Annotated in this window: 8 protein-coding genes and 1 pseudogene; 3 read left to right on the forward strand and 6 right to left on the reverse strand. The window is 61.4% G+C overall.

What is annotated here, in order from left to right; all coding sequences use genetic code 11:
• A pseudogene (locus tag VN887_07425) lies at positions 1–244 on the forward strand (tyrosine-type recombinase/integrase).
• Positions 245–651: 407 nt separating this feature from the next.
• Here the strand turns inward: VN887_07425 and VN887_07430 are convergent.
• The 6 genes from VN887_07430 to purN form a co-directional block, all read right to left on the reverse strand.
• Positions 652–1035, reverse strand: coding sequence for a DUF2203 domain-containing protein (locus VN887_07430; protein HXT39837.1), 384 nt, complete (start codon positions 1033–1035; stop codon positions 652–654).
• Between the two features lie 3 nt (positions 1036–1038).
• Entirely contained in the window at positions 1039–2739 is a 1701-nt protein-coding gene (locus VN887_07435; protein ID HXT39838.1) for a tetratricopeptide repeat protein, read from the reverse strand.
• A gap of 95 nt (positions 2740–2834) precedes the next feature.
• The gene (locus VN887_07440) at positions 2835–2936 is read right to left on the reverse strand and encodes an AURKAIP1/COX24 domain-containing protein (GenBank protein HXT39839.1); all 102 of its coding nucleotides are present in this window, start codon (positions 2934–2936) and stop codon (positions 2835–2837) included.
• A 14-nt stretch (positions 2937–2950) separates the two neighbouring features.
• Positions 2951–3841 carry an ATP phosphoribosyltransferase gene (hisG, locus tag VN887_07445; GenBank protein HXT39840.1) on the reverse strand — a complete coding sequence of 297 codons (891 nt, stop codon included), beginning with the start codon at positions 3839–3841 and terminating at the stop codon, positions 2951–2953.
• A complete protein-coding gene (locus VN887_07450) occupies positions 3838–4014 on the reverse strand; it encodes a hypothetical protein (GenBank protein HXT39841.1) in 177 nt (58 codons plus the stop codon). Before VN887_07450 ends, hisG begins: the two co-directional genes overlap by 4 nt.
• Positions 4011–4637 carry a phosphoribosylglycinamide formyltransferase gene (gene purN / locus VN887_07455; GenBank protein ID HXT39842.1) on the reverse strand — a complete coding sequence of 209 codons (627 nt, stop codon included), beginning with the start codon at positions 4635–4637 and terminating at the stop codon, positions 4011–4013. Before purN ends, VN887_07450 begins: the two co-directional genes overlap by 4 nt.
• Before the next feature lie 107 nt (positions 4638–4744).
• On the opposite strand from purN, the gene VN887_07460 reads away from it, so the two are divergent.
• On the forward strand, positions 4745–5503 hold the full coding sequence (locus tag VN887_07460; GenBank protein HXT39843.1) for an SDR family oxidoreductase: 759 nt from the start codon (positions 4745–4747) through the stop codon (positions 5501–5503).
• Between the two features lie 76 nt (positions 5504–5579).
• Positions 5580–6892 (forward strand): M2 family metallopeptidase (locus VN887_07465; GenBank protein HXT39844.1); only part of this gene is annotated, 1313 nt, incomplete at its 3' end.

Below are 6892 nucleotides of genomic sequence, written 5' to 3' on the forward strand. Positions count from 1 at the left end.
CGTCATCACGTGACGGATGCGGCGGTGCAGCGGGCAATCAAGATGGCGGCGGCGAGGGCGGGATTGATGAAACAGGTGTCGGCATGTGTTGCGGCATTCGTTTGCCACCCATTTGCTGGAGGGCGGGACGGACATCCGCACGGTGCAGGATTTGTTGGGGCACAAGGACGTGAAGACCACGCAGATTTACACGCATGTGATGAAGAAACCGGGGTTGGGTGTGAGGAGTTTGCTGGATGGATGAACGGTTTCGGGTGTTGTAGGCCCGGTGACCTCACCGGGCGCAGGTCCAACCACCGCGTCAGGGGACGCGGCCTACAACGGGCGGAAAACGGAGGACGCACGGTTTCGGGTGTTGTAGGCCCGGTGACCTCACCGGGCGCAAGTCCAACCGCCGCGTCAGGGGACGCGGCCTACAAGGGGCGCAAAAGACAGAAACCGGGATTTGGCGTGAGAAGCCCGTTGAACGGGTGTTGTAGGCCCGGTGATCTCACCGGGCGCAGGTCCAACCGCCGCGTCGGGGGACGCGGCCTACAGACGCGGAATTCGCCCGGTCAGGGGACCGGGCCTACAGGGCGCGGCGGTCGGTGATTTGTGCGTGGAGCGGAACGTCCGTCGCCTCGACTGTTCTAACTGCGCGGTAGATTTCCGTTAGAGCCGTTCGCGTCCGCCGTAGCCTGATTCCAGGTCGTGCCAGAACTCGATGTCCTCTTCGTCCTGTTCCCAACAGAGAAACACCTCCTTCCCGCCGATGATGGCGGGAAAATCGATCAGACCACGATCGAGGTCCTTGATTTGAATCTCCCGTTTGTGGAATTCGCGCAGGGTCTTTTGGACGCCGGCGAGTGTTTTGACCCATTGATTGACGGTTTCGCCGCCCGCGTCCCTGCCGTCGGCCAGCAACCGGGCCAGCTGCTGGTCGTATTCCTCCAGTTGGTGGCGCGATTCGGAAAGTTCCTTGAGCCAGCGGCGGATCCGGGGCAGCAGCGCACGCGCCTCGTCGCGCGTGTAGTGTTTCTTGAAACGGTGCCGCATGGATTACTCCGGCGGCGTTCCGGTGCGGGCCGTGTCGAGTTTCCTTTTCACCTGTTCGTTCGGTTCCAGCTCGACTGATTTCCGCCAGGCATCGCGCGCCTTGTCGAGTTGCTTCAACCCGGCATAAATGTCCCCCAGGTGGTCGTAGAGGGTCGGGTCCGGCTCCTTGGATTGTTGCACGGCCTGTTGCAACCAGCCGAGCGCGCCGCGCGGCTGCCTGAGTTTGAACAGGACCCAGCCCATGCTGTCGAGGTAGGCCGGATTTTTTGGCTCCAGTTCGAGCGCGCGTCCGATAAGTTTTTTCGCCTCGTCGAGGTTTTCCCCGCGGTCCGCCCACATGTAGCCGAGGTAATTCATGGCTTCGGAAAAGTTGGGCGAGAGTTCGAGGCATTTGCGGAAGTATTTTTCGGCTTCGGCGGAGTCGCCGTGCCGCTCGAAGGCGGAGCCGCACTGGAAATAAAACACGTAGGTGAGGCTGTCCGGCTCGCCGGCCCTGGCAATGACCTCGGCCTCGGTGTAATGTTTGATCGCCTCGCCATATTCCTTGGCGCGCGCGTGGGCGACGCCGGTCAGGAATTCCAGGAGAAAGTTCTGTTTGAACCGCGCCCTTGCCTTGTCCAGGAGGCTGAGCGCGTCCCGGGGCTTGTTCAAACTGATCTGCACGTCGGCCAGCCGGTAATAAACCGGTTCGAACTCCGGCTTCAGCGCCAGCGCCTTCTCGAAGTAGTCCGCCGCGTCGGCGAACCTTTTCTCCTGATAGGCGATGTTGCCCAGATAATAATAGGCCTGCGGGTTGCGCGGGTTGTCGCGCGAGATGGCTTCGAGCTGTTCGGCGGCCTTGTCCTTCCTGCCGTCGCGCAAATAAATGTCGGCGAGATTTTCGCGGGTGCCGGGCAGCGCGGGAAAGCGGTCGAGCAACTCGAGATAGAATCCTTCGGCCTTGGTGAGCTCGCCCGACTGCTTGTAGCCGTCGGCCAGTTTTTGAATGAGGAGCAGATTCTGCGGCTTCAACGCGGCCGCCCGATCCAGCGCACCGATGATCTTCGGCTTCAGGCCCTGGCTTTCATCCGGATGAAGCTGAAGGTAGGTCGCGTACAACCCGCCCAGTTCAACCCAGAACTCCGGATCGTCCGAGGATTGACGGGCGGCGGCGTCCAGCACCTTCAACGCCTCGGCGGGCTGCCGGCTTTCCTGATGGATCAGGAAAAGGTTCCGGTAACCCGGCAGCGAGTCGGGAGCCTTGCTGATCGCCGCCTGATCCGCTTTGACGGCCAGTTCTGTTTTTCCGGCCTCGGCGTAGGCGCGGCCCAGCCAGGCAAAAATCCTGCCCGAAGCGCGCGGCGACGCGGTCACCTTGACGAGCAGATCGATCGCCTTGTCCGGTTGCTTCGCTTGCAGAAAACGCCGGGCCAGCTCCAAGACCAGCACCTCGTGTCCGGGGTCCGCCGCGGCGGCCTTGAGATAATGGTCCAACGCCGCGTCATCATCATCGTTCAACTCCGCGCTGATGCCCGACGCGAAGTGAGCGATTGCCTTGATGCGCTGGTCCGTTGATTCCTCGCCGGTTTCGACGTCCTTCTTCGCGGTCCGTTGCGCGGTGGAAGGGTTGCGCGATTTCTGAGCGCCGGGACGGGTCGCGCAACCGGGCAACGACGCTCCGACGAGCACTGCCAGGACGGCAACGATATGGAAACGGCGGTTCATCGACTGTGGTCACACGGGCGCCACAAAAGCGCAGTCCCGCCGGAGCGGGACTGGCTGCGAGTAAACTGTTAGCACTGCTTTGGCGCGACGGCAACCTACTGTTGCCAGGTGCGCTTCTTGTGACGGTGCAGGCGCAGCTTCTTGCGGCGTTTGTGTTTGTTGATTTTGGCTTTGCGGCGTTTTTTCAGTGATCCCATACGTTTGGTTGAGTTCAGTACACGACTTTGTTGAGCGGGTATTCGATGATGCCTTCGGCCCCGGCCGCCTTCAGTTGCGGTATCAATTCACGGACGACGTGCTCGTCAATGATGGTCTCCACCGCCACCCAGCCGGTCTGGCTGAGGTTCGACACGGTTGGATTACGCAAGGCGGGCAGACTTTTCAACAACTTTGCCAGATTCTTTTCGGCGATGTTCATCTTCAATCCGACCTTGGCCTCCGCTTCCAGCGCGCCCTTCAAGAGCAGGGCGACGGTCTCAATCTTGTTCTTCTTCCAGGGGTCCTTCCAGGCGGCGTGGTTTGCGATCAACCGCGGGGTCGAGATCAGCAATGTATCGACGATGCGCAGGTTGTTTGCGCGGAGCGATGATCCGGTCTCGGTGATCTCCACAATCGCATCCACCAGCTCATGTGCCTTGACCTCGGTCGCGCCCCACGAAAACTCGACCTCCGCGTCCACGTTGTGCCGCCGCAGGTATTCCCTGGCAAGGTTGACGACCTCGGTGGCGATGCGTTTGCCGCGCAAATCGTGGACCGTCTTCACCGGAGAGTTTTCCGGAACGGCAAGCACCCAGCGCGCGGGCTGCCGGGTCGCCTTGCTGAACAGAAACTCGCCAACTTCATGCACATCCGAGCCGTTCTCGCGCACCCAATCGTGACCGGTGATGCCGCAATCAAGGTAGCCGTGCTCGACGTAGCGGCTGACCTCCTGCGCGCGGATCAACCGAATCTCCAGTTCATCGTCGTCCACATACGGCACGTAGGAGCGGGCGCTGATGGAGATATGGTAGCCGGCCCTGCCCATTTTTTCGATGGTGGCCTGTTCCAGGCTGCCCTTCGGCAATCCCAGTTTCAAAATCTTGCCTTGCTTACTCTTGCTCATGCGATTGTTCCCGGCTCGCGCGCCGGCGCGAATACAGCTTCGCTGATTTCCTGACGCGCGTGACCGGGTTGACGGTCCAGCTGCGGCGGGGCAACAAAATTCGTTTCTTCGTTTTTTTCATTCGTGCCGCGACCGGGCCGCCCGCCACGGCCGCGCGGTTTCGACCGGTTCATTTCCGCAAAAACGTTTTCCGCCCCTGGACGATGATCCGGCCGCCGGCCAGCAACGCGATGGCCTTCGGGTAAAGTTCCCGTTCGGCCTCCTGAATCCGTTCATGCAGGGTCGCCGGAGTATCGGTGTCCAGCACCGGCACCGTCTGCTGCGCGATGATCGCCCCGGTATCGACACTCTGGTCCACGAAGTGCACCGTGCAGCCCGTCACCTTGACGCCGTGATCCAGGGCCTGCTTCCACGCTTCCAGACCGGGGAACGACGGCAGCAGCGCCGGATGAATGTTGACCACGCGCTGATGAAAGGCACGCAGAAAATCGCCCTTAAGAATCCGCATGAACCCCGCCAGCACCACCAGATCGACCTGCGCCTCCTGCAAGGCCGCGATGAACGCGCGCTCGGCACCTTCGTCCAGTTTCGTCCGGAATTTTCCCGGCGCGATAAACCCGGCGCGAAGGCCCCGTTCCTTTGCCCGGTCGAGAATTCCGGCATCCGCGACGTCGCTGAGGACGATGGCGATTTCGGCCGGCACGCTGCCTGCGCGGCAGGCGTCGGCGATGGCCGCCATGTTCGAGCCTTTGCCCGAGCCGAGCAAACCGAGCCGCATTATTTTTCCACCGCTCACGCGCCGCTCTTACTAACAGAGAGCCGTCCGCGCACAAGCAGAAAGGCCGGCGGAATTGTGCAGAGCGCCTTTGCCAAACGCCGTCCGGATGCTATAACACGACCACAATGAACACGAACAAACTCCAGGGAAAAGCCGCCATTGTCACCGGCGCCAGCAAGGGACTGGGCCGGGCCATGGCGCTCGCGCTGGCCGGGGCGGGTGCGCGACTCGCGCTGGTCGCGCGGAACCTCGATCAATTGAAGGAAACCGCGGCCGCCGCCCGCAAGCTCGGCGCCGACGCCGAGGTTTTTCCGGGCGACGTGACCGACGAACAGCAGGTCCGCCGGCTCGAAAAGGATGTGATTGGAAAACTTGGCAAGGTGCAAATCCTCATCAACAATGCCGGAGTCAACCTGCGCAAATCGGTCACCGACTTCACCCTTGAGGAGTGGCGCCATGTGATGGACACCAACGTGACGAGCGTCTTCCTGTTGTGCCGCTCGTTCGTTCCGCACCTGAAGGGCCAGGGCTACGGACGGATCATCAACATGACCTCGATCATGAGCCACGTTGCCCTGGGCGGCCGCACGGCCTACTGCACGAGCAAGACGGGACTGCTCGGCTTCACTCGCGCGCTCGCGCTCGAACTCGCGCCCGAAAAAATAACCGTCAACGGCATCAGTCCGGGCCCGTTTGCCACGGAATTGAACGCGCCCATTCTGGAGAATCCCGAACTGAATCGCCAGTTCCTCGCCAAGATTCCCCTCGGCCGCTGGGGTCAACCGGAGGAGGTTGGCCAGCTCGCCGTTTATCTCTGTTCGGAGGACGCGGGCTATGTCACCGGCACGGACTTCCTCATGGACGGAGGCTGGACGGCGCAGTAATCATTCGGCCCGTGATGGCCACGCAAATCACTTTCGCCGCGTCCGCCATGGACCACCGATCCCGAAATTGACTCCTATGAACGCGTTCAACCGCCTGGTCTGTTCCTTCTTGTTCTTCACCCTGTCATCCGCTCACGGACTTGCCGCCGGGGCCTCGGGCGATGACGCCCGCGCCCGCCAGTTCATCAAGGAACACGAGGCTCGCATTCGTCCGCTGGAGAAGGCGGCCAATCTGACTTGGTGGAACGCCAACGTGTCGGGCAAGGACGAGGACTTCAAAGCCAAGGAAGCCGCGCAAAACAAACTCGACGAGGCGCTCTCTGATCGCGGCCGCTTCGCGGAACTCAAGACGATCAAAGCAACGCAACTGCGCAATCCCATCGTCCGGCGCGAGATTGATGTGCTTTACCTGATGTACCTGGAAAAGCAGGTTGATCCCGATCTGCTCAAGAGAATTACCGCCAGGGCCAACGCCATCGAGCAAGTCTTCAATGTCTCCCGGGCCAGGGTCGGCGACAAAGAGATGACCGACAGCGAAGTGCGCAAGGTGTTGAAGGAGTCAAAGGACTCGGCGCAACGCAAGGCTGTCTGGGAGGCGAGCAAGGCGGTCGGCGGCGCCGTCGAGAAGGATCTGAAGGAGCTCGTCGGTTTCCGCAACGAGGCGGCGCGCCAGCTTGGATTCAAGGACTACCACGTCATGCAGCTCTACCTGAACGAGCAATCGCAGGATCAGGTTCTCAATTTGTTCGACCGGCTCGACGAATTAACGCGCGAACCGTTCCGGCGCGCCAAGGCGGAGATCGACGCCAAACTGGCGCAGAACTGCGGCATCATGGTAGATGAACTGCGGCCCTGGCATTATCACGACCCGTTTTTTCAGGAACCGCCCGCCGTCTTCGGCGCCGACCTCGACGCAGTTTATGCGAAGGTGGACATCCTCAAGCTGTGCCGCGATGACTACGCCGGCATCGGTCTGCCCATTGACGATGTCATCGCGCGCAGCGATCTCTACGAAAAGCCGGGCAAGAGCCCGCACGCGTTCTGCACGGACATCGACCGGGATGGCGACGTGCGCGTGCTGGCGAACATCGTGCCCAACGAATACTGGATGGGCACCATGCTCCACGAACTTGGCCACTCGGTTTACAGCAGCAGGACCATCCCCCGCAGCGTACCCTACGTATTGCGCACCGAGGCGCACATCCTGACGACCGAAGGCGTGGCCATGATGTTCGAGCGCGCGGCCAAAAGCGCGGACTGGCTGCAAGGAATGGGCGTGGCCGTGGCCGACCCGAAGGCCTTCAACGACGCGGGATCAAAAATGTTGCGCAACCAGCTCCTCATTTTCTCGCGCTGGTGCCAGGTGATGCTCCGCTTCGAGAAGGAGCT

Source organism: Candidatus Angelobacter sp., assembly GCA_035607015.1.
GTDB lineage: Bacteria > Verrucomicrobiota > Verrucomicrobiia > Limisphaerales > AV2 > AV2.

Excerpts from the sequence above, each read along its gene's own strand:
- VN887_07430 (HXT39837.1), bottom strand. The coding sequence starts at position 1,035 with ATGCGGCACCGTTTCAAGAAACACTACACGCGCGACGAGGCGCGTGCG.
- VN887_07435 (HXT39838.1), bottom strand. The coding sequence starts at position 2,739 with ATGAACCGCCGTTTCCATATCGTTGCCGTCCTGGCAGTGCTCGTCGGA.
- VN887_07440 (HXT39839.1), bottom strand. The coding sequence starts at position 2,936 with ATGGGATCACTGAAAAAACGCCGCAAAGCCAAAATCAACAAACACAAA.
- hisG (HXT39840.1), bottom strand. The coding sequence starts at position 3,841 with ATGAGCAAGAGTAAGCAAGGCAAGATTTTGAAACTGGGATTGCCGAAG.
- VN887_07450 (HXT39841.1), bottom strand. The coding sequence starts at position 4,014 with ATGAACCGGTCGAAACCGCGCGGCCGTGGCGGGCGGCCCGGTCGCGGC.
- VN887_07460 (HXT39843.1), top strand. The coding sequence starts at position 4,745 with ATGAACACGAACAAACTCCAGGGAAAAGCCGCCATTGTCACCGGCGCC.